Annotated in this window: 18 protein-coding genes and 2 pseudogenes; 8 read left to right on the top strand and 12 right to left on the bottom strand. The window is 59.5% G+C overall.

Features of this window, described 5'->3' with window-relative positions:
- Positions 1-262 precede the first annotated feature (262 nt).
- The 4 genes from CKW07_RS19750 to CKW07_RS19735 all read right to left on the bottom strand — a co-directional run bounded on the left by CKW07_RS19750 (position 263) and on the right by CKW07_RS19735 (position 5,218).
- Complete coding sequence (locus CKW07_RS19750; protein ID WP_095146644.1) at positions 263-526, bottom strand: DUF1652 domain-containing protein; 264 nt, start codon at positions 524-526, stop codon at positions 263-265.
- Between the two features lie 236 nt (positions 527-762).
- Positions 763-1,434, bottom strand: coding sequence for a bifunctional 2-polyprenyl-6-hydroxyphenol methylase/3-demethylubiquinol 3-O-methyltransferase UbiG (locus CKW07_RS19745; RefSeq protein ID WP_095146643.1), 672 nt, complete (start codon positions 1,432-1,434; stop codon positions 763-765).
- 301 nt (positions 1,435-1,735) lie between these two features.
- Positions 1,736-3,595: an ABC transporter ATP-binding protein gene (locus CKW07_RS19740; RefSeq protein ID WP_095146642.1), complete on the bottom strand. Its 1,860-nt coding sequence runs from the start codon at positions 3,593-3,595 to the stop codon at positions 1,736-1,738.
- 345 nt (positions 3,596-3,940) lie between these two features.
- Positions 3,941-5,218: a flavohemoglobin expression-modulating QEGLA motif protein gene (locus CKW07_RS19735; protein ID WP_095146641.1), complete on the bottom strand. Its 1,278-nt coding sequence runs from the start codon at positions 5,216-5,218 to the stop codon at positions 3,941-3,943.
- Positions 5,219-5,766: 548 nt separating this feature from the next.
- Here CKW07_RS19735 and CKW07_RS19730 point away from each other — a divergent pair.
- From CKW07_RS19730 to CKW07_RS19710, 4 genes and pseudogenes are all read left to right on the top strand, one after another.
- A pseudogene (locus CKW07_RS19730) lies at positions 5,767-5,904 on the top strand (3-keto-5-aminohexanoate cleavage protein); the annotation flags it as partial.
- Positions 5,905-6,000: 96 nt separating this feature from the next.
- A complete protein-coding gene (locus CKW07_RS19725; RefSeq protein ID WP_095146640.1) occupies positions 6,001-7,332 on the top strand; it encodes an MFS transporter in 1,332 nt (443 codons plus the stop codon).
- 172 nt (positions 7,333-7,504) lie between these two features.
- A pseudogene (locus CKW07_RS19715) lies at positions 7,505-7,633 on the top strand ((2Fe-2S)-binding protein); the annotation flags it as partial.
- Complete coding sequence (locus CKW07_RS19710; protein WP_095146639.1) at positions 7,630-8,640, top strand: YeiH family protein; 1,011 nt, start codon at positions 7,630-7,632, stop codon at positions 8,638-8,640. The pseudogene CKW07_RS19715 and the gene CKW07_RS19710, both read left to right, overlap by 4 nt.
- A gap of 76 nt (positions 8,641-8,716) precedes the next feature.
- Here the strand turns inward: CKW07_RS19710 and CKW07_RS19705 are convergent, their stop codons facing one another.
- Together CKW07_RS19705 and CKW07_RS19700 are read right to left on the bottom strand one after the other, a co-directional pair.
- Entirely contained in the window at positions 8,717-9,823 is a 1,107-nt protein-coding gene (locus tag CKW07_RS19705; protein ID WP_095146638.1) for an AraC family transcriptional regulator, read from the bottom strand.
- Positions 9,824-10,288: 465 nt separating this feature from the next.
- Positions 10,289-11,326 carry an AraC family transcriptional regulator gene (locus tag CKW07_RS19700; protein ID WP_095146637.1) on the bottom strand — a complete coding sequence of 346 codons (1,038 nt, stop codon included), beginning with the start codon at positions 11,324-11,326 and terminating at the stop codon, positions 10,289-10,291.
- A 110-nt stretch (positions 11,327-11,436) separates the two neighbouring features.
- On the opposite strand from CKW07_RS19700, the gene CKW07_RS19695 reads away from it, so the two are divergent.
- Complete coding sequence (locus CKW07_RS19695; protein ID WP_218192038.1) at positions 11,437-12,480, top strand: alpha/beta fold hydrolase; 1,044 nt, start codon at positions 11,437-11,439, stop codon at positions 12,478-12,480.
- A 150-nt stretch (positions 12,481-12,630) separates the two neighbouring features.
- On the opposite strand, the gene CKW07_RS19690 is transcribed toward CKW07_RS19695, so the two are convergent.
- From CKW07_RS19690 to CKW07_RS19675, 4 genes are all read right to left on the bottom strand, one after another.
- Positions 12,631-14,280, bottom strand: a complete 1,650-nt coding sequence (locus CKW07_RS19690; protein ID WP_095146636.1) for a 3-(methylthio)propionyl-CoA ligase — start codon at positions 14,278-14,280, stop codon at positions 12,631-12,633.
- A gap of 182 nt (positions 14,281-14,462) precedes the next feature.
- Entirely contained in the window at positions 14,463-14,942 is a 480-nt protein-coding gene (locus CKW07_RS19685) for a 2,4'-dihydroxyacetophenone dioxygenase family protein (RefSeq protein WP_095146635.1), read from the bottom strand.
- Between the two features lie 106 nt (positions 14,943-15,048).
- Positions 15,049-15,915 carry a TauD/TfdA family dioxygenase gene (locus CKW07_RS19680; protein ID WP_218192039.1) on the bottom strand — a complete coding sequence of 289 codons (867 nt, stop codon included), beginning with the start codon at positions 15,913-15,915 and terminating at the stop codon, positions 15,049-15,051.
- A 632-nt stretch (positions 15,916-16,547) separates the two neighbouring features.
- Complete coding sequence (locus CKW07_RS19675; RefSeq protein ID WP_256577072.1) at positions 16,548-17,219, bottom strand: DUF4157 domain-containing protein; 672 nt, start codon at positions 17,217-17,219, stop codon at positions 16,548-16,550.
- Between the two features lie 285 nt (positions 17,220-17,504).
- Here CKW07_RS19675 and CKW07_RS19670 point away from each other — a divergent pair, with 285 nt between their 5' ends.
- Positions 17,505-18,269 carry a tetratricopeptide repeat protein gene (locus tag CKW07_RS19670; RefSeq protein WP_095146652.1) on the top strand — a complete coding sequence of 255 codons (765 nt, stop codon included), beginning with the start codon at positions 17,505-17,507 and terminating at the stop codon, positions 18,267-18,269.
- 202 nt (positions 18,270-18,471) lie between these two features.
- Here CKW07_RS19670 and CKW07_RS19665 read toward each other — a convergent pair whose 3' ends face one another.
- The gene (locus tag CKW07_RS19665; protein WP_371850660.1) at positions 18,472-18,708 is read right to left on the bottom strand and encodes a hypothetical protein; all 237 of its coding nucleotides are present in this window, start codon (positions 18,706-18,708) and stop codon (positions 18,472-18,474) included.
- 4 nt (positions 18,709-18,712) lie between these two features.
- Positions 18,713-19,948 carry an NADH:flavin oxidoreductase/NADH oxidase family protein gene (locus CKW07_RS19660; protein WP_095146633.1) on the bottom strand — a complete coding sequence of 412 codons (1,236 nt, stop codon included), beginning with the start codon at positions 19,946-19,948 and terminating at the stop codon, positions 18,713-18,715.
- Between the two features lie 124 nt (positions 19,949-20,072).
- Between CKW07_RS19660 and CKW07_RS19655 the strand changes: the two genes are divergently transcribed.
- Entirely contained in the window at positions 20,073-20,507 is a 435-nt protein-coding gene (locus CKW07_RS19655; RefSeq protein ID WP_095146632.1) for a MerR family transcriptional regulator, read from the top strand.
- Between the two features lie 141 nt (positions 20,508-20,648).
- The gene (locus tag CKW07_RS19650) at positions 20,649-21,449 is read left to right on the top strand and encodes a hypothetical protein (RefSeq protein ID WP_095146631.1); all 801 of its coding nucleotides are present in this window, start codon (positions 20,649-20,651) and stop codon (positions 21,447-21,449) included.
- The last annotated feature ends 24 nt before the right edge of the window (positions 21,450-21,473 follow it).

The raw sequence follows: 21,473 nt of genomic DNA, 5'->3' as shown, positions 1-21,473 counted from the left end.
GCCAGGTCGACCCCAATTCGCATAAGCTTCATGTGTGGACTCCTTCTCACCGTTGACTGTGGTTCGCACTTTCAGTCTGGCACTCAAGATGCCGAAGTGAGGAGGAGTCCATCCCATTGCTTTTGGCGTTTTCTGCCTGTCGGGTCAGTTTGCATTGGACATCGTTAGGTTTCGTTGAGGGGGGCGATGTCCAATCCGCTGCATCATTCAATTTGATAACGCGGAGGGGTAGGAGGAGGGATGAATCTGGCTGCGCTGCGATCTACCTGGCGGTGTAATGCGCCAGGTACAGAGAGGTTGAAGCGACCCGTTCGAGGTCTTTACGTAGATCTGCAATCAGGCTCGCGATGGCATAACCGTTGTTGAGCGGGGCCATCGAGATCCCGGTGACAACGAGCATTTCTTGACTCGAGGCGCCTTGATAAAAACGCACGGTCAGCGCTGCTGTTGGGTCAACCGTACATTCGCAGCGGGTCGGGAGGAAGCTTTGCTCTATCAGGTGACGTAGTTCTAAAGTCGATAACATGGTGACTTGCCTCGACGGGAGTCAGCCAAGTGACTTTTGTCAGAAAGGAATGTTGAAGCTCCTGGAAAGTAGAGACGTGGTGGACCCCCTAAACTCATTGGCCAGGAGCCCGTCTTTAAGTATGGACCTGAGCCGCCCGAGGGATTAGAACGTTTTGTTCTCGCTGCTGGAAATGCTGCGCGTTCATCGCGGCCTATGAATCGCCCTTGGTTTCGTAGGCAGGCCCAACCGATCGCTCAATCCCGCCGCTCGGCCACCAGCAGCAATGACTGCGGCACAGGACTTTGCGGGTGCTGTGGCTCCTGCAGGCTGACCAGGCGAAAACCGGACATGTCCAGCGCATTGAGCCAACTGGACAAGGTGCGGAAGTACCAGGGCATGGGTTGCCATTGCCCCTTGAACCCGACGAAGGTCTCTTCCCGCCAACCATCCTGATAGTCGCCCACCGCAGCGGTCCACGGATGCAGTGTCTGGATCATCAGCGCGCCGCCAGGGACGAGCAGGGCGTTCATGGCGGCGAACAAAGGGATGATGTCTTGGTGCAGCAGGGAGAAGTTGGCGCAGATCAGATCGTAGTCGCTGCCGATGTCGACTTCTGCCTCCACCAGTTCCTCATAGCTCGCCACATGTACCGGCCAAGAGCCTGCGGCCCGTGCCGCCTCGACCAGTGTCGCATCGCCATCCACACCGACCGCCTTGATGGCTCGTTCAGCCTGCGCACGCAACAGCCAGCCCTCGCCGCAGCCCAGGTCGAGTACGTGCTCGGGCTGGCAGCCTTGCACCGCCAGCAGGATGGCCTGGTCGGTGACCTTGAGGCGGCTTTCGAGGGCGCCGGTGCGGATGGCTTCGATCCAGGATTGGGCGTTGTGGTGCCAGCTTTGGAGGAGGGTGGATTCGGGGGCGGGCATGTCGATGTCCGGCGTTGTTGGTTGGTTGGACGCAGGCATAGGACAAGTACTTCAGGTGCGGGCATGAGTGGCTGTTGTCGGCCATAAGCGACAGTCGTCACCGCCAAAAACTATCCAGATACAATCGCACCACTATAGGCCCGTAGTACGCTCCAACCAGAAACATGCCTTTGATTTACGCCGATATTTTCGTGCACCCGACTCCGGTGTCATCTACAACACTCGAAGATGGGTCAGAGCAGCCCTTGACTCTCGCCCCACTGCACCGCTCAAAGCCCCCTCTGCTGCGCCCCCTTCACGCTCACGCCTGATCCATAGCCTCGACTACTCCCATATCCTCACCCAGAAACCCGCCGCTTTGATGCTGCCACAGCCGCGCATAGACGCCGCTCTTCCCGAGCAATTCGGTGTGGGTGCCCTGTTCGATGATGCGTCCGTCATCCATGACGATGAGCCGGTCCATGGCCGCAATCGTGGACAGCCGATGGGCGATGGCGATCACAGTCTTGCCCTGCATCATTTCATCGAGGCTTTCCTGAATGGCCACTTCGACTTCCGAGTCCAGCGCGCTGGTGGCCTCGTCAAGAAGCAGGATCGGGGCGTTCTTGAGCATCACCCGGGCAATTGCGACGCGTTGGCGCTGGCCGCCCGATAACTTGATGCCGCGCTCACCCACAAGTGTGTCGTAGCCGGTATGGCCTTGCTGGTCGCTCAGTTGGCTTATGAACTCATCGGCCTGGGCATTGGCCGCGGCGCTTCGGATTTGCGCGTCGGTCGCATTGGGACGGCCGTAGGCGATGTTGTCTCGAATGGAACGGTGCAGCAGGGAGGTATCCTGCGTGACCATGCCGATGGAGCCGCGCAGACTGTCTTGCGTCACTTTTGCGATGTTTTGGCCGTCGATGCGAATCTGCCCGCTGTCTACATCATAGAAGCGCAGCAGCAAGTTGATGAGCGTGGATTTGCCTGCTCCGGATCGGCCTACCAGGCCGATTTTTTCGCCCGGGCGAATGTTCAGGCTCAGGCCATCGAGCACTTGGCGTTCGCCATTGTAGTTGAAGCTCACATTGTCGAAGGTTACCGCCCCGCCGGAGGTCACCAGCACACCCGCGTCCGGCGCATCCTGCACCTTGGGGCCGCGGGTAAGGGTTGCCATGCCATCCTGTACGGTGCCGATGCTTTCGAACAGCGAGGTCATTTGCCACATGATCCAGTGCGACATGCCATTGATACGCAACGCCATGGCGGTGATTGCCGCCACGGCACCTGCACCGACCTCACCCTGGTGCCATAGCCACAGGGCATAACCACCTGCGGCCATGATCAACGCCACCACCAATGCCTGGTTGACGATCTCGAACTGGCTTACCAAGCGCATCTGGCGGAAGCCGGTTTGCTTGAAATCCTCCATCGCTGCACGCGCGAAGTGCGCTTCACGATTGGAGTGGGAGAACAGCTTCACCGTAGTGATGTTGGTGTAGGCGTCTGAGATACGCCCGGTCATCATCGACCGCGCATTGGCCTGTTCCTGCCCGACTTTCCCCAGACGGGGCACGAAGTACAGCATGGCCAGCCCGAACAACACGACCCAGGCAACGAAAGGCAGCATCAGTTTCAGTGCGAAGCCGCCGGCCAGTGTGATGATCGCGATGAAATACACCCCGATCCCGGGTGCGATCTCGATAAAGGTGAATAGCACGTCGCGCACGGCTAGCGCAGTCTGCATCACCTTGGTAGTGACCCGGCCGGAAAACTCATCGGAAAAAAACGAAAGGCTTTGCCGCAGCATCAGGCGATGGAAGTCCCAGCGCAGCCGCAACGGCAGATTGATCGCCAATATCTGGTGCTGCACCATGGTGCGCAACGCCACTAGCCCGACGCTGGTCACCATTACGATTCCCATGCCCCACAACACGCGACTTTCCTGCGAAGCCGCATCACCGCCTGCCTGCCAGGTCGAGAGCAGGTCTACGACCTGCCCAAGGAAGGAAAACAGCCAGGCTTCGTAAATCGACACACCCGCACTGAGCAGCGCAAGCGCAAAGATGTAACCGCGGGCGCCCCGTGTGCAGGCCCACAGAAATCGAACCAAGCCATCGGGTGGCGGTGGTACCTCGTCAGGAGGAAAGGGGTCGAGCCTTCGTTCAAACGCACGAAGCATGGTGGTCTCCAAAACGATCAAGTTAAGGAGATTCTGCCATTGAACGCTTGCTTTGAGGGTTTTGCGAAGTTAGAGGTATGGCGCTGTTGGCAGGTCGCTCTGAGGATTGGGTTGCCGGGTACGGGCTCTCATACGTTGCCAGAGACCCGGTCGGCAGGGATAAAACGGCCGGTATCGAAGGGGGCTATTGGCCAAGATCGGACGTTCATCTAAGGACCGCTTTCGACTGTGGATTCAACCGGTCGATGCAACACAACTAAATTCTGTGTAAGCAGAAGGAGTGTTGCAGATGAAGCAGAGACCTCGGATCTATTACACCGAAAGCCAGAAAAAACTGATGTGGGATCACTGGGCGCTGGCATCGGCTTCGTGCTCGTCTGCAAATGCCATGAGCACCTCCAGATCGAGCACGTCGAGTTTGATCCGGGCGATAAAGGCAGAGAAGGCCAGGTTGGCGGCGAGCAGACGCAGGTCCGAGGCCCAGGCTGGAAGATAGATCGGTCCCTGGAGCCAGCCGGACTCGAAAAGTGGCGCCAGGCGTACGGTATCACCCAGGCTGAGGCGCCCGGCAAACAAATGGCCTACCAGTTCCGGCCGGTTGTCGCGGATCGCGATGCGCAGCAAGGTATGGACGCCGATCAAACCGGTCAGGTAAGCGGCATCCTTGGTGAACGCCGAGCCGCCATGCAGGTCCGCGCCGCGAAACACCCGTTGGGTCGAGCGGAAGGATTCCTCTTGCGACTGACCGGCGGCAAGGAAACCTTCGAATACCTGGATGAAGTCGGCGCCATCCAGCGCTTGCTGGACCGCGAGCACGCGCAGGGCGAGGCGCCGCAGGCGGTTGATGTCCATGCTGCCGGTGAACAGTTCGGCGAGGGTGGCGATCCCCTCCTGAGTTTGGGTCGTGCGTGGTGCCCCCAGACCCAGGCTTTTGAGATTGGGTTGGCGCGCACCGTTTTGTGCCGTGGCGACATGCACAAAGGCCTCATGTTGCAATAACTGGTTCTTGTCCAGCTCCGAAAACAGGGCGCTGGCACGCAGGCGGATGCGGCTTGCCCCGGCGATGGCCTTGGCGGCCAGGGTCGGATCGAGCATGACGGTGATCCGGCCCGCACCGAAGAAGCGGTCCAGTTCCGGCTGCATCCAGGCGGCAAAGGCCTCGGCCGGAATCTCGGCCAGGCTCGGTGGAATCTGGACGCCGCCCAGGAGGGCGTCGGTGGTCTTGAGGAAGAAATGGGCCGCGTCCAGCATGCTCAGTTTCAGGCGGGTGTAATAGAAGTCCGGGCGCCGATACAGCGCTGACGAATAGTGAGTAAAGGCGGGTGTGCCAATCGCATTCAGCATGCGTCCGGCGGTGGCATAGCTACGCGCTGTCATGGCGAGGTAGTTCCCGGCCGGATGCCCCTCATCGCAACGGCCAACAAAAGCTTCCAGGGCGGCGATCTCGGCGCTGTGCCTGCGTGGGCGCAGCTCGACTTTGGGCAACTCTGCATGCCCGCCGCGCCAATGCGCCAGGAAGACTTCCTCGACGCCACCCGGCCACGCCAGGGCATCCAGTACACGAATCTTGCAGGCCAAACGGGGCAGGGCGGCATCGAGTTCGGACAGGGTGGCGGTGCTCATGGAAATCTCCTTGGGGGACAAGGTTCATTCGCAAAAGTTTAGTCGCTGCCGATGTATTGCGTTGTAGCCGCTCAAGGTGGCCCGCTTTAGGCAGACTGGTGCTGACAGGCAAGAGGAGAGTTGAGCTAACAGCCATGCCATGCAGGCCGCTTCTGGCCGATTGCTGTCTGGCAGTGAGAGCCGCTCTCCAGCAGCCAACCAACCGAATCGCTCCTGATCATGATCTTCGGATCGGCGAGGACACTGGCCGGCAGCTTGGCCAGCCGTAGCATACGAATTGGATCGAGCCCCACTGAACGGGCAACCTGCGCATAGTTGGTAAGGTCGACACTTCGCGTCAGGTATACATGCTTTTCATCATGTCCCAGTTTCGCAAGATTGTGTCCTGAAAAGCTTAGTGTGGGACACCCTGTCAGGGCTACCTTCAGGCCGTCAACTGAGAATAGATGGAGGTAGATAATGGAGACACACACTGCAATGCGCATTGGTCAACCGCTCGCCGCAGCGCGGCAAGTAGATGCCGATGACCCTGATGCATTCCACCCCATACCTGGAGCGGCATCGATGGCTGTTTCGATGGCCCGAACTCGTTCAACTTCATCCACCGCGTGCAGGACAGTTGCACCCTGACCGCCGAATCCCTGCTCAATAACGTTCTGCCGTTCAACACCATGGCCCTGGCCCTGTAGATGCACCCTCGTGTGGGCATTGAAGACACTATCGCTCGCCGTACGGCTACACGCTTGATAACAACAATAAAACAAAGACATTGAGGAGGCTGCATGGCCTTTCACCCAATCGCCGCCGACGATGACGACTCCGGTGGAGTCGGCGTTGCGCGCCAATATGCCTGGATCGTCTTTGCACTGACGTTCGGCCTGTTGATTTCCGATTACATGTCCCGTCAGGTATTGAACGCGGTGTTTCCGCTACTCAAGGGTGAGTGGGCCCTGAGTGACGGTCAGCTCGGTTTGCTCAGCGGTATCGTGGCCCTGATGGTGGGCCTGCTGACGTTCCCGCTGTCGTTGATGGCCGACCGCTTCGGCCGGGTCAAAAGCCTGGCGTTGATGGCGCTGCTCTGGAGTGTGGCCACCCTCGGCTGCGCCTTGGCGCAGGATTATCAACAGATGTTCATCGCACGCTTCATGGTCGGCGTCGGTGAGGCGGCCTACGGCAGCGTGGGCATCGCCGTGGTGATTTCGGTGTTCCCCAAACACATGCGCGCCACCCTGGCCAGTGCCTTCATGGCCGGCGGCTTGTTCGGCGCTGTTCTGGGGATGGCTCTGGGCGGTGCCATCGCCGCCAAGTTGGGCTGGCGCTGGTCGTTCGCCGGCATGGCTTTGTTTGGCCTGGTGTTGGCGGCGTTGTATCCACTCATCGTCAAGGAAGCACGCATTGCTCCGCAACGTGCCGCGCAAGTGGCGAACAAGGCAACGGCTGCGGGCAAGCGTCCGCTACGCACGCTGTGGTCCAGTCGTTCGGTGGTGGCGACCTATGTCGCCAGTGGCTTGCAGTTGTTCGTCGGCGGCACGGTGATGGTGTGGATTCCCAGCTACCTCAACCGCTATTACGACATGCCCACGGACAAGGCCGGCGGTATGGCGGCAAGCATCGTGCTGTGCAGCGGTGTGGGGATGGTTCTGTGCGGCATGCTCAGCGACCGGCTGTGTCGCCACTCGCCGGAGCACAAGGTCAGCCTGGCCATCGCGTTTTGCCTGGGCAGTTGCCTTTTGCTGTCGACGGCCTTTGCCTTGCCGGCGGGGCCGGTGCAACTACTGCTGATCTGTCTGGGCATGCTGATTGCCACGGGTACTACCGGCCCTAGCGGCGCGATGGTTGCCAACCTGACCCATTACTCGGTCCACGGCACGGCGTTCGCCACGCTGACCCTGGCCAACAACCTGCTGGGGTTGGCGCCGGGGCCGTTCATAACGGGCCGAGTGTCCGATCTCATTGGTCTACATGCCGCGTTTCAATTGGTGCCACTGGTTAGCCTCGTGGCGGCGGCAGTGTTCTTTTATGCCAAGTGTCATTACCACAGAGATATCGCCCGCCTTCAGGGGCAGAGCGTTTCTGAGCCAATCAGCGAAGCCGGGTTAGGGGTGAAGTCGTGAATCTGCGCGCCCAGCGTCTGCTGGAGTGTGCCGGCACGCCGGGTAGTGCTGTCCAGCGTGAGACCTTGCTTGAGCGGCTGTTCGCGGCGTACTTCCAGAACGGCGAGGATTTGGGTAGCCGCGAGACGTTGCCGGCAATCGCCCGGTGCTGCGGCTTCGACGCGCAGGTCGTGGCCAGCGCTTCGATTCGCACAGCGGCTACCTGCTCAATTCCACCCAAGTCAAAGTCACCCACTACCCGGTCGAGATCATTGACGGCCAGGCGTTCATCGTCATCGTTTTCGAGGAGTCCGCGCCATGAGCGCCATTGCTTTCACCCGAATCCATAGTCGCACGCGCGAACTGGCCCCGGGTTTTATCGTCAGCCTGATCGTGGCGGCCGCTGCGTCGTTTCTGTCCGAGCACTACGGTGCGCCGGTCATGTTGTTCGCCTTGCTATTGGGCATGGCCCTGAATTTTCTGGCCGATGACGGCGCCTGCAAGGCCGGCGTCGAGTTCACTGCACGCACGGTGTTGCGCATCGGCGTGGCGCTGCTGGGCATGCGCATCACCCTCGAGCAAATGGTGGCGCTGGGCTGGAGGCCAATTGCGCTGGTGGTGATTCTGGTGGTAGTGACCATCGGCGTGTCCGTGGTCGCGGCCAAGGCCCTGGGCTTTCAGCGCTTGTTCGGCATGCTCACCGGCGGGGCGACGGCAATCTGTGGCGCCTCGGCTGCATTGGCGCTGGCGGCGGCGCTGCCCAACCATCCGCAGAAAGAACGCGCAACGTTGTTCACCGTCATCGGTGTTTCGGCGCTCTCCACCATGGCGATGATCGTGTACCCGATGATCGCCAACTGGCTGGGGTTGTCGCCGCAGGTGGCCGGGGTATTCCTCGGCGCGACCATTCACGATGTGGCCCAGGTGGTCGGCGCTGGCTACAGCATGTCGACGGAGACCGGCGACACGGCCACGGTGGTCAAGCTGATGCGGGTCGCCATGCTGTTGCCGGTGATCGTCACCGCCGCGATGATCACCCGCATGCAGGGCGCCGATCCGATGGGCAAACGGCCGCCGTTGTTGCCGTGGTTTGCCGTTGGTTTTCTGGCTCTGGCGTGTATCAACAGCACCGGCTGGGTGACGCCTGCGGTGCAAGGATCGGTCAACGAGCTGTCGCGCTGGTGCCTGGTGATTTCCATCAGCGCTCTGGGCATGAAGACACGGCTCAAGGAGCTGGTGGCGGTCGGGATCAAACCGATCCTGCTGATGGTGGGCGAGACGGTGTTCCTCGTTGTGCTGGTGCTGTTGTTGCTGCGCTGGGGCCTTTGAATACAGGCCTCCCATAGGTGTTATGGCAGGGCTTCACTGGGTTGGCTCCTCGTTTCAGTGAGGCTCTCGACCGGTGTCACAAACACCGGTTTTTCGCGGCGACTGTACCAGCAGTCGCCGTTTTTTTTGGCCGTGTGCTCAGAAAGGCTTGGGGGCGGCCGCGTCCGTTGAGGGGGGAACCGGACGGTTGCTGCGCGCTACGCCACACTGCCGGCGGCATGCCGAACTGGTTGATGAACCAGCGGGTAAAGGAACTCGCCATGGAGAAGCCGAACATGTCGGCAATGTGGCTCAGCGAGTTGTTCGGATTTTCCAGATAACGCAGCACCAAGGCGCGGCGCACATCGTTGATCAGGTCGTTGAAGGCACAGCCGTCTTCCTTGAGGCGACGTTGCAGGGTACGCACGTTCATGCCCTGGGACTGGGCGATCTGCTCGATGGTGGCGCGGCCCATGGGCAACAGCAGGTAGATTGCCTTGCGCACTTCGAACAGTATTGAGGTGCCTTCGGGGCTTTGCAGCGAGTCAAGGTAGTTCTGGGCATAACGGGCCATGGCCGGGTCGGCATTGGGGTTGATCATATCGAGACTGGCGTCGGAGCAAACGATGCCGTTGAACTCGCTGCCGAACTCTAGGTTGCAGCCGAACAGGCGCCGATGCAGGTGCAGGTTGTCCGGCGGCTGGTGCATGAAGTTGACGCTGTAAGGGTGCCAGTGCGAGCCGAGCAGGGTCGAGCACAGACGGAACATCACGCCGATGGCCAACTCCGTAGCCTGGCGACTGGGCATCGGCGACTCGGTGACCATCTCTGTACGAATGATCGTCATCTTGCCGGCCTCTTCAACGAAGATCGCCAGCGAATCGTTCATCAGATGACGGTAGCGCACCATCACTTGCAACGCTTCGCGCAGGGTGCGCTGATGGCTGAGCAGCAGGCTGACCACGCCGAAATCCGAAAGCTGGCGCGACTCGGCCATGCTCAGGCCGAAGGTCTGGCAACCGCTGGCGGCGGCCGAATCTTCCAGCAGGCGCACGGCGGCATCGATGGGAATGCGGTATTCGGGGGCTTGCAACTGAGCCTTGCTTAGGCCGGCGACTGCCATGACGTCGTGCGGGTTGAATCCCAGGTTCTGGGTGACGTCCAAGTATTTGGTCAAGACGGCGGCGCGAACAAGCATAGGCATGCGTAGTACTTCCCAGGGCCGATGGCGGCGGTCCATTTCTCATCGAAGATGTGTTGAGTGCGAAGACGGCGTTCAGATGGCTCTAGCAATACTCTTTCGGTAATCCGGGTGACGGAGTGCAAGTAGCGCGATCAGATTTAAGATCGTGTTTTTTTGCATCACCATCGAATTGTCTGGTGGACTCGAATTCGGAAACCGATGGAGCAATCAAAGATCCAATCGCGGGCGGGATACGTGTATCCGGCAGATGTTGCTGTCCCCTATCAGCAGAGCAGGGGCCGCTGACCCATAGTAGGTTGCACGAGAGCGAGGTTATGGGCTATTCGGGACAGTTTCTTCGCGTATTGGGACGCTGCCAGCGGGCCATGGTTGGGTGGCGGCGTCAGAAATATCGAGGATTCGACAGGTTCAGCCCATGTGGCTGGCCAGGAGGCTTGAGAGTCGCCCACGAACCTGTCTTTCTATTTATTCAGGCGATATGGGCTCGGATGCCGCCTTGCTCTCTCGATAGGAGACGGCCCAAGCCGAGGGTGTCTTGCCAAACTGGCTGCGGAACCAGCGTGAAAAGTCACCGGCAGAGGAAAAGCCGAGAAGTTCGGCGACCTCATACAATCGGCGTTTGCTGTTAGCCAGATACTCCTCAGCGAGTTCAGCACGTACAGCATTGATGATCGTTGTGACACTCTCACCCTCGGTCGCCAGGTGTCGGTTAAGGGTGCGTCGATGCACGCCAAGATGCTGGGCAACGCCATCGACGGAACACAGTCCGCTTGGCAGCAGCATCTTGACGATCTGGCGCGCCCGCTGCGCTGGCTCGTCACGCAGGTTAGCCAACTGCATGTCCAGCGATCGCTTTATCTCGCGATGCAGTGCCGGGTTTGCAGTAAGGATCGGCATGTCCAGATCTCGCCTTCGGCAAACGATGGCATTGGACTCCTGTGAAAACTCGATGGCTGTTCCCAGCACGCGGTGGTGCACTTCAAGGCTGACAGGGCGCTCGTGAGTGAAACTGACTCTTACCGGGCGTAACGTATTGCCCGTCAGCATGCTCAACGTCCGCAGTCCGACGCCAGCCGACTGTTCGATAGCCTGGCGCCAGACGCCGTGATGACCCTGCATATTCACACCTAAATGCAGCAGGACCAGGTCGCCTACATCCTCAAGCCGCAATTCCACGCCAGCGTTATGTAGCCGCATATAGCGAGCGCAAGATTGCAAGGCTGCGCGAAGTGTTGGTTCTTCGCGGATGAGCAGCGCCAGCATGCCAAAGTTGGAAAGGTGTCTCTTCTCCGCGAGCAGCAGTCCGAAGGCCTCTTGGCCAGACAGATGGGCTGACTCCTCCAGCAGCCACCCAACCGAATCGCTACTGATCATGATATTCGAATCGTCGAGTGCACTGGCCGGCAGCTTGGCCAGCCGCAGCATACGAAAAGGATCCAGTCCCACTGAACGGGCAACCTGTTCATAGTTGGTAAGGCTGGCGCTTCGCGTCAAGGTATACATGCTTTCCCTCATGTCCCAATTTCACCAGATTGTGTCCTGAGAAGCTTAGTGCAGGACACCCTGTCAGGGCTACCTTCAGGCCGACAACTAAAAAAAGATGGAGGTAGATGATGGACACACGCGCCGCAATGCGCATCGGTCAGCCGCTCGCTGCAATGGAGCCAGTGGATGCCGATGACCCTGATGCATTCAACCACTGCTTTGCCGAACTCAACGGCATTCGCATGCATTACATCGACGAAGGACAGGGCCCGCTCGTCATTCTGCTGCACGGTTTTCCCTACCTTTGGTACATGTGGCGGCGCCAGATCGTGGCGTTGGCCGAGGCCGGCTTTCGAGTCGTCGTCCCCGATCAACGGGGATTCGGGCAAACCGATCGACCCGATTCCATTGAAGCCTATGACATGAGTCAGTCAGTCGGCGACATGGTCGGCTTGATGGCTTCCCTGGGCGAAACGTCCGCGGTGATCATTGGACACGACTTGGGTGCCTGGGTGGCCCAAGCGGCGGCCATGCTGCGACCGGATCTGTTCCGTGGCCTGGTGATGCTCAATACGCCGGTGCCACCGCGCGGCAAGGTCAAACCGACCGTAGGTTTGCAGGCAATGGCGAAGGGCAGGGTGTATCACCACCTGTACTTCCAGCAGATCGATAAGCCGGATCGCGAGTTGGCCAGCGATACGAGAAAAACATTGCGTAGCGTCTTCTATTCGATCTCCGGCAGCGCTGTCGGGGCCGAACGCTGGCGCCTGTTCGTCGAGGCCGGTGAGCCCATTCTCAACGCCTTCACTGAGCCAAAGGAGGCGTTCCCGTCTTGGTTGAGCGCGCGGTCGCTCGACTACTACGTCGCTGAATACACCCGCACAGGGTTTACCGGTGCCCTGAACTACTACCGCTGTCGCGACCGGAACTGGGAAATCACTGCGTTTCTCGACGGTGCGGTGGTCCGCCAGCCGAGCATGTTTATCGGTGGTGCTGCCGACCCTTCACTTGAACCAGTCGAAATCCGCGGTCTCTACGACCAGCTCGACACCTATCTACCCGGACTGCAGAAGAAGGTACTGCTACCCGGCGTGGGCCATAGCGCCGCGGAAGAGAGCGCCGATCAAGTCAATGAATTGCTCTTGGAGTTTCTCGAGCAGTTGGAACGCTAGGCGCTAGCGTCCAGCGATATGACGCTTGAGCAAGGGGCATGTTTAGCCACTTGATAGCGTCGGTGCAATGGCAGGGCGAACGGTATTGGCATCTGCCACCGTTGGCCCTGCCATTGTGCACAGGTAGGACTGGATCGATCCTTACAACGCTCAGCCGACAGCTTTGACCATCAGATGGTCGCCGAACTGCTCCCGCAGTCGGTTCTTCTGGATCTTGCCCGTAGCACCCAACGGAATCGTGTCGACAAAGATCACATCATCCGGCGTCCACCATTTCGCGATCTTGCTTTCATAAAAGGCGAGCAGTTCTTCCCGCGTCAGTGTTGCTTGCGGTTTCCTGACGACGATCAGCAATGGGCGTTCGTCCCACTTCGCGTGTTTCGCGGCAATGCAGGCCGCCTGGAAAACTGCCGGATGGGCCATCGCAATGGTTTCCAATTCGATGGAACCTATCCATTCGCCACCCGACTTGATCACATCTTTGCTGCGATCGGTGATCTGCATGAAGCCATCGACATCGATGGTCGCCACATCGCCGGTTGGGAACCATCCTTGGCCTGCGTGCTCAAGCAGCAGCGAACTGTTTCCTTCGTTCCTGAAATAATCGCGCACCACCCATGGCCCACGCACCAACAGGTCACCTGAAGTTGCGCCGTCCCAGGGCAACTCCATGCCATCAGCGTCAACGATTTTCATGTCGACGCCAAACACCGCTCGGCCTTGCTTGGATTGCACGGCATAACGCTCTGCCGAGGACATTTCAACGTGCCTGGCCTTCAGGGTGCCGACGGTTCCGATAGGGCTTAATTCAGTCATCCCCCAGACGTGCAATACCGCTACGCCGTAGGTTTCCTGAAACGTGTGCAGCATGGACGGGGGGCAGGCCGCGCCACCAATGATGGTGCGTTTCATGCTGGAGAATTGCTGGCCCGTTTTTTCCAGATGACTAAGAAGGCTTTGCCACACCGTCGGGACACCAGCGCAGAGTGTCACCTGCTCGGCTTCGAGCAGCTCGAATAGCGATTCTCCATCCAAGGCATGTCCGGGCAGTACGAGTTTGGCCCCGACCATGCACGCGATGTAGGGAAGCCCCCAGGCGTTGATATGAAACATCGGCACAACGGGCAGGATCACGTCGTGCGCCGAACAATTCAGGGCATCAGGCAGCGCGGCCGCATAGGTGTGCAGCACCGATGAGCGATGACTGTACAAAACCCCTTTCGGGTTGCCCGTCGTGCCAGAGGTGTAGCAGAGCGTACTGGCGGCGTCCTCGTCGAAAATCGGCCAGGCGTAGTCAGAGGCCCCCCGTTGAAGCAGATCTTCATAGCACAGCAGGTTGTCGATTCCGGCGTCTGTCGGCATGTGGGCGTGATCGGTCATGGCGATGAACGCCTTGACCGTATTGCAGCGACCAGCGATGGCCTTGATCAGCGGCAAGAAGGTCAAGTCGAAGAAGATGTACTGGTCTTCGGCGTGATTGGCGATGTAGGCGACCTGGTCTTCATGCAGGCGAGGGTTGATGGTATGCACAATGGCACCCATGCCGGACACGCCGTAGTACAACTCCAGGTGACGATAGCCATTCCAGGCCAGCGTGCCGATCCGGTCGGAGGGCTGGACGCCCAGGCTGGTCAATGCACTGGCCATCTGGCGCGCGCGACGGTGGCAGTCACGGAAAGTGTAGCGATGGATATCGCCCTCCACCCTCCGGGACACGATCTGCGTATCGCCATGATGGCGATCGGCGTGCTCAATGAGCGAGGAAATCAATAGCTGCTTTTGCATCATCAAACCATTCATGGCATCGCTCCGTTCGTAAGTCTGTGATCGGGGAGCGGACAGGTAGCCAGGCCCTTGTCAGATTCCGCGTCAACACCGCGAACCGAGACAGCCCGTTTCTCTCCCCTGGATCTTTGCGATCTGGCAACTGCCCCGGCTACCCCATAAAACCGGGGAAGCCGGGTTTCTCCATGAAATCCAGATCAGTTGAATGCCGTCAGGTCTTTCGGTGCGATGTCATGCTGCTCGCAATAGGCAAGATAGCGCTGCAACCCGGACTTCCAGTTTTCGAGCGCGACGATGTTGTCGTTCCCGTCCAGGAACGCGAGATCGCCAGTCACTTGAACCAGCATGAGCGAATACCCGTCTGCGGTTCCCGTGCTGACGACTTCAGGTGTGTGAGTCGATGCAGCCGTCTCGTACACGATGCTGCCAGGGCCGGCGATCCAGTCATGCTCCTTGTATTTCCACTGGCCTTCGATCGTGTAGACCATGACCGTCCCCGTGTGGTGGTGCTTGGGGAGTTGCATGTCGAGCGGCGCCTTCATCATGACGATCCATTCACCGCGGATCGGGTCAAGTTTGAAGTACTTCAGCAGGACGTTTTCCGCATAGGGCGTAAACGGTATCCACGGCAGTGATTCGCCATCGATGACTGCGGTGTCGACGTGTTCGTAGAGCATATCTATCTCCTTTGATGCGGTTCAGATCGAGTATTTGCTGGCAACCAAGGCCGCCCGACCATCTCTGATGGTCGGATGTCCTGGATTCTCTGGGGGACTGTCAGGATCAGGTGAGCGGGGTGCCCGCCAGGGTGGCGCGCAGCATCTTTCTTGGCGCATTGCCGTAGTCAGCCACCGCGTAGTGCTGAACCTGTAGGTTGTCCCACATGGCAACCGTGTTGGTTCGCCATTTCAGACGTACCTGGTACTCCGGAACCGCAGCCTGAGACATCAGATAGTTCATCAGATGATGAGCCTCCGGCATAAAGTCCTGGCCGTAGCGGATATCCTCGAAGTTGAAGAAATTCGAGAAATGGGTGGTGAACGCGGAGTTGACGAACAGCACTTTTTCGCCCGTTTCCGGATGGGTAAGCACTACCGGGTGTTCAGCGGCAGGGTTCTTCGCGGCCATCGCATGACGTTCTTCGAGTGGCAACTGGGCACCAAAGGTCTGCTCGGCACCGTGTTTTGCGTACAGGCCGTCGATCCGTTGCTTGATGGCCTGTGGCAGTTTTTCGTAAGCCATCACCATGTTGGACCACATGGTGTCGCCACCAGTCTCCGGACCCATTTCGCAGCGCAGTACCGCTCCGCGGGGCGGCGCCTTCTTGTAGGTGACATCGGCATGCCAGAGGTTTTCGCGGCTGGCCTTTTCGACGTAATTGGGCTTCGAGCCGAGGTTGCGGTACAGCATCAGTAGCTTGTCCGCTTCTGGATGGCTCGGAGCAAGAGGATGGGCTTCCAGCTCACCAAATTGCGCCGCGAAATGCTGCTGCTCCATTGCAGTGATGTTCTGGTCGCGAAAGAACAGCACTTTGTGCTTGAGCCACAGGGTCCGGATTTGCGCGATCAATTCGGGGTCCTGAGCAGCGTCGGCCAGGCTGATGTTACTGAGCTCGGCGCCGATGGCGGGCGTGCAAAGCTCCACCTTGATCGAATGCTGGCGCACCGACGACCGGATAATGGCGGGTGCCGAGGGGGAGGTTGGTGAAGGAGTGTCTTGGGCTGCGGCGACTTTTGTCATTGTTGTCTCCAATCTACTTATACGACGGTGCGCAAAATGTGCATCCGGTAGAGGTAATTGGCCCCTGCCAGTTGGGCAGAGGTCCCGGCCCTATAGTAGGTATCGCGGGCGCGATACTATGGGCGTGGTGGGACAGTTTGTTCGCATATTGGGACGAAGGGTCGCGAGGTCATTACGGGAGGGCGGAAAGTGAAATGCGCGGCGGTGTTGCCTGGGCGGAAAATCCAGCAATAGGGGTAACTGGTCGGAATCTGAAACGTCAGGAACATCTAGGGTTATGCAAAAAGATCCTCGTCGACACGCTGACCGTTGCGTCTTGGCCTAACACATATGCGACACCCACCTGATTGGCCCTGAAACGGTTGTCCGGAAACTACCGCACTAGCTATTGGTAATTGAGGTGTTTGATATGTCCGCTTCTGGCCGATTGTTGTCTGTCGCCAAGGGCAGCTATCGCCCTTTACGGACGTTCAAAGACGTCTACAAAGGGGCGTTTCAAGTCACTCACCCATGATTAGCCGACTAGGTTCAACCCTTTGAACTCAAGGCTGTCGAGGAGGCTCTGGATGGGCCAGGCTGGCTCTTAGCGCTCTAGCTACCTGGGTTTGAATCTCGTAAGCAGGGGCCTCGACGGCTGTGTAATCACGGGTATAGCGAGTGGCAAACTCGCGAACACCCCATTGCAGGTACTGCTGCACGTGCTTCAATTCATGCGCCCACAGCGCGACATTGTTAAGTGCATCATCGGGACTGCGAAAGACGATGATATCTATGAGGGTGACTGCATTTACATCGGGATTTTGCAGCATGGTGTGTGCGGCGTTCAGCTCCACATCATCGCCTATCTTGTAGCGAGCCGAATCGAGCACCTGAATGTCATAGTAGGGTTCGAGTTGGGCTCGGATATTCAGCGGGATTGTCCGAGTATCGCCCGCTGCCGCGGTGTTGCGAGATTGCACAATCCAATTCTGTAATCCAGAGGCCGCCATTTGGTTCATGTTTTCGAAGATCTCCCCCATTTCCTCTTCGGAGCCAGGAGCACAAAAACAAGCGACCACGCAGACTTGGCGCTGCCCTACTGGGCAGGCGAAAACAGAGGACGAAATGCCAACGGAAGAAAGCAGTATCGCTAACCGGAAAACTTGACGCAGAAAGACAGTTAACAATGGGTTCTCCCGAAGGCAATGGCGGTCGGCAGGCGATACTTTGGGCATCTCGCGCCCGTTGTCCTGCCATGTGTTGGACCGCTGCGACTGTCGTTCGATTCCCTGAGCTCCACAAAACTTTTTCAGGCCATTTCCAACATTGCCTGAAAGGCTGCGCCTGGCCGGAAGGCGACGGTCTGAGTCTTGAACTCATCGGTGTAGTTACGGTGGCCGTTGCAGCGGGAACTTCAGGGTACTGGCCAGGTCAATAGGGGCCCTGTATCGGAGATGCCGAGCAGCGCTGTGGCCTGTTTTACGGCAGTGCCGTCCGAGATCAGCCGAGTCCGCCCCCTGATGTCAACCAAGAGTTTTCTGCCGGGTCTCATCCTGGCCTTCTGCGCCGTCGCGTCGCTTTGTTCGGTTGCTGCCGAGCGAAGAGCGGCCTCACAAAGTAACAGCGCATCAACCACCCTGATCGAAACCGCCTCGCGGCAGTATGAAAATGGCCAGTTGGACCAAGCCGCTGCCACGCTGGAGCGTGCCCTGCATATCCAGCCGAACAATCCCGCGACGCTGCATTATCTCGGTGTGTTGCGTCTTCAGCAGGGGCAGTACCAGCAGGCTGAAACGTTGGCGGCGCGCTCCAACATGCGGGTTGGTCGCAACGTCGAGTTACGCAACCGCAACTTCCAATTGATCCAGGCGGCGCAGCGGGCCCAGTCTTCGGGTACCCCACTCAACGCCAAAGAGGACCTGGTCGCAGTACAGAAGGGGCTGGAAGAGGAGACCCAAAGACGCCGCGAAGCAGAAATGGCCGTTGCTGAGCAATCCACTCAGGACACTGGGCGCGACGCTGGCAACTTCGCTCGCGCAAAGGCAGATTGGGTATCGGATTCACCGACGGCTGGCAGACCTCGGCCCGAAGGAGAATTGCAAATGGCTTCTGTCGAGCCAGAGCCCGCGTACGATAAGGTTGAGATTCCCCGCGGCCATTTGCCGCCTCCGGGTAAATGCCGGATCTGGTTTCCTGATCGCTCGCCGGGGCATCAGCCCGCACCCGGCAAATGCAAGAAGCTGCGACATCGGGTTCCGTTAGGGGCCTACTTGGTGCGTGGTTAAGTTTCTGAGTGTCCACTTCTGGCTGTGGATTCAGCCGGTCGACGCAACAGATTGGCTAAATCGTTCAGCGGGTGTTTCGTAGTCTAGTGTTTTCCGAGGGCGGCTATTTAGCTGCCTGGCCACTTCATTGAGCGTGTCGAGCCAGATGATCAGGTCGGCACGTGGCAGGCGAAGGTCGAATGTACGCCGGGCATAGTTGCCCTCACAAATCCAGGCCCGGTCCGATCGCTTCGCTGACCCGTGCGCGGAACTGCTGAGCGTCGGGTTCGACCCAGCCGGGCTCCCAGAACAGTGTGTCCAGGTGCACCACGGGCAGGCCCAGGCGTTTGCCGAGGGCGCGGGCGCGGGTAGATTTGCCGCTACCGGCATTACCGAGAATTACTTTGTTGGTCAGCTCTGCGAAGGGAGTGGTCCACTGAACCGCGGGGCCCCCACTCAAAGTATCAGCCTGCCCGACGGCTCATCAGCTGGCGATACTGCCGTGCGCGGCGCAGGCTCGCCCATTGTTCCTGTAGCAATGCCCACAGCGGTGAGGCGTTCGGGGCCGGCGGGTTGCCGTGTGCCAGATGGCGCATCTGGAACTTCACCAGGGCCATATAGGCCAACGCGGCCAGGGCCTTGCGCTTCCAGCGGATCGGCGGCAGCTCGGCGCTGGCCTGAACCTGGCCCGCTTGCCAGAGGCCCGGCAGTGCCGGGTTGACCGCCAGCGCGGTGGCGATGCCGGCCATGGCCACGCCGCCGGCCAGCACCTGCTCCACGACTGGCAGGCGGCGAATGCCACCGGTGACCATGACCGGCATGCGCGCGATGGCGGCAATCTCCTGGGCAAACTCGAGGAAGTAGGCTTCGCGTTTCAGGGTACGGCCATCACGGGCATCGCCCTGCATGGCCGGCGCCTCGTAGCTTCCGCCGGAGAGTTCTACCAGGTCCACCGCAAGCTCGTTGAGCCAGCGCACCACCTGGCGTGCGTCGCTCGGCTCGAAGCCGCCGCGCTGGAAATCCGCCGAATTCAACTTCACCGCCACGCAGAAGCCCGGCGACACTTGGGCGCGCACCGCCTTTATCACCTCCAGCAGCAAGCGCGCGCGGTTCTCCAGGGAGCCACCCCAGCGGTCTTCGCGGCGGTTGCTCAGGGGCGAAAGGAATTGGCTCAGCAGGTAGCCGTGGGCGGCATGCACCTGCACCCCGCTGAAGCCGGCCTGTTCGGCCAAGGCTGCGGTGCGGGCGAAGCGCTGGATCAGCGCGGCGATCTGCGCTTCGTCGAGCGCCTTGGGCACCGGGAACAGTTTCGACAATCCGCCCATCTCCAGCGCCACGGCGGAGGGTGCCACGGTGGGCTGGCCGAGATTGGCCTGCATCTGCCGGCCGGGGTGGTTGATCTGCATCCAGAACTGCGCCCCTTGCGTGCGGCCGATGCGCGCCCATTCGCGGAAGCGCTCCAGCCGCTGCCCTTCCTCCAGCACAACACCACCGGGACCGGTCATGGCGCGGGCGTCGACCATCACGTTGCCGGTCAGCAGCAACCCTGCGCCGCCCTCGGCCCAGGCCTGGTAGAGGCGCAGCAACGGGTCCGATGGAGTCTGGTCCTGATTGGCGAGATTTTCCTCCATCGCCGCCTTGGCGATCCGGTTGGGAATGACGGCGCCATTGGGCAACTGCAGGGGCTCGAAAGGGGACATGGGACTCTCCGGAAGGTTGGGCGCCGTGCGTCGGCTCGTGGATAGCCGGACGTCGGCGGGGCTTTGATACGACAAAGCCTAAGGTTAAAGTCAACTTTAAGGTCAATAGGGGAGCCCCAATTAAATGAAGATCGGCGAACTCGCCCGGCGTAGTGGCCTGGCCGCCTCGCGCATCCGCTTCTACGAAGCCAGTGGCTTGATTAGCGCCCGGCGCCTGGGTAATGGTTATCGCGACTATTCCGAGCAGACGCTGCACGCGCTGGAAATCATCGGCTGTGGTCAACAGGCCGGCTTCAGCCTGGATGAGATGCGCAACCTCATGCCTGACCCGGCTCAGCGCACCGACAACCACGGCCGTCTGCTGGAAAGCCTGCAGCGCAAGGTCACCGAGATCGACGCGATGCAGCAGCGCCTGGCTCAGAACCGAGCGCGGCTGTTGGAAATCATCGCCGGCATCGAAGGCAAGCCCGAAGGCATGGGCTGCGAGGAGAATGCTCAGCGGATGCTGGCCGGGTGGCGGCAGCCGGGAGGGAAGGACGCGAACGAGGCCGAACGGTAGGGCACGCAGGCGCAAAGCGGCCCGCCACAAATAACCTATCCTCAACTCGCACGCAGAACACTCGAGTTGCCGAGTATGAAATTTCCCTTGGGTGCAAAAATTGTCGTCTTTTAGCTCAACGTCATGTGCGGAGAGTCAGCGATGGACCAATACCAACAGCCAAGGCAGACTCCTCCGGAGGAACAAACCCGCACATCCAGTAACGCAAGCGACATGTACTCTGCATCGGCTTACGTTCCGAATACGGTCCCGTTCAAGGTTCGCTTGTGGAATGTCACGCTGTCAGTCGTCTTGTTGGCCTATGGAACCTTTGGTGTGGTCACCGACCACTTTGTGGTTCCCGGGAAACGTGGCTCATTAATCTTGTATGGCTACCCAGCGTGGATCATGTATGGGGCGCTGTTGTGCCTGGTGGCCAACCTGGCGGCTGCCGTCATCGATCATTACGACACACGAAACAATGAAGGGCGGTACACGCGATTCGAGGCGATTTCGCGAAAGACCGGATGGGTGCTGTTTTTTCTGGCATTGACACTAGGCCTCGTCAAACACTTCCAGGATTTTACTTGTGAGAACAGTGTTGTCCTGAAGACGACCAACGAAAGGAGGGGGCTTACGGCATTCGCTTACAATCGCCACTGCGCGCCGCACCTTTCGTCCAGGGCGATTGAACCGCAACTCAAAATCACCGTGGTTCCTGCCGCCTCTATTCTCCCCGCCAATTTTACAATCGCGGTGAACATGAATCGGACAGACATTGTTCGCATGTACTGGAACGGGGAAAAACTGGCCATTGAGTATCGCTTGCGTCAAGGTGCACGCGGCAAGGAAGCACGTCCAACGGTCTACAATGAAACACCTGTGCCGGTCGAGTTGATTGACGTGAACCCAGGTCCGGTGGCGCAGGGCTCGCGGGGCCATAACGCTGTACCGAATCCCTGAGCGTGAGTGTTATCCGCGCCAAAT

The sequence above is a fragment of the Pseudomonas sp. Irchel s3b6 genome (assembly GCF_900187415.1).
Taxonomy (GTDB): domain Bacteria; phylum Pseudomonadota; class Gammaproteobacteria; order Pseudomonadales; family Pseudomonadaceae; genus Aquipseudomonas.
This window is presented reverse-complemented; position numbering and strand designations above follow the sequence as displayed.